Source organism: Aminobacter sp. P4_D5 (assembly GCF_056401815.1).
Genome location: NZ_JBFUIP010000815.1, coordinates 1 through 667, shown reverse-complemented (window position 1 = coordinate 667; position 667 = coordinate 1). Strand labels below are relative to the sequence as shown.

Sequence of the window (667 nt, the reverse complement as noted above, 5' to 3'; positions counted from 1 at the left end):
GCCCAGGCCGTGACCGCGGGCGCCGTCGTCACCGACCCTGACAAGGCGCCCTTCCAGCAGGCCGCCCTGCCGCTCTACACGCGCTTTCTCACCAGCGACGCGGACAAGCGGCGGCTCCGCCTCGTGCAGGAGGTGGTGTGATGGCGGCGGGTCTCATCGCCTGGCGCGCCGCTGCGGTGCGCCGTGGCCTGACCGTGCGCGACCTGGAGCCGTCCATCGGCGTGGAGGTGTCCGGCGTCGATCTCGCCGCGCCGGAGGATGCGGAGGTCACCGCCATCCTCCGCGGCGCTTGCGTGGAGAAGACGCTGCTGCTGATCCGCGACCAGACGCATCTCTCCGTCCAGGGCTATGTCGACTTCTCCCGTCGCTTCGGCGACCGGCTCGACATCCACAGTCTTCAGCACCTCTGCGTGAAGGGGCATCCGGAGGTCTTCGTCGTCGGCAATGCGATGGAGGACGGCAAGCCCGTCGGCGCGCCTAAGGTCGGGCTCAACTGGCACACCGACCACTACCATCTGGAGAAGGCCGCGCTCTTCACCTTCCTGCATGCGCTGGAGGTCCCGCCCGTCTCGGGCGAGACGCGTTACGCCAATGGCATTGCCGCCTGGGATGCGCTGGACGAGGCCATCAGGGCGAAGATCAGCGGCATGAGCGTGCTGCACAGCCG

Annotated in this window: 1 protein-coding gene; it reads left to right on the top strand. The window is 69.0% G+C overall.

Annotated features, from left to right (window positions below):
* Window positions 1-140: 140 nt before the first annotated feature.
* Window positions 141-667: TauD/TfdA dioxygenase family protein (locus AC1DWF_RS35170; protein WP_476843095.1), on the top strand; the 527-nt coding region annotated here is incomplete at its 3' end.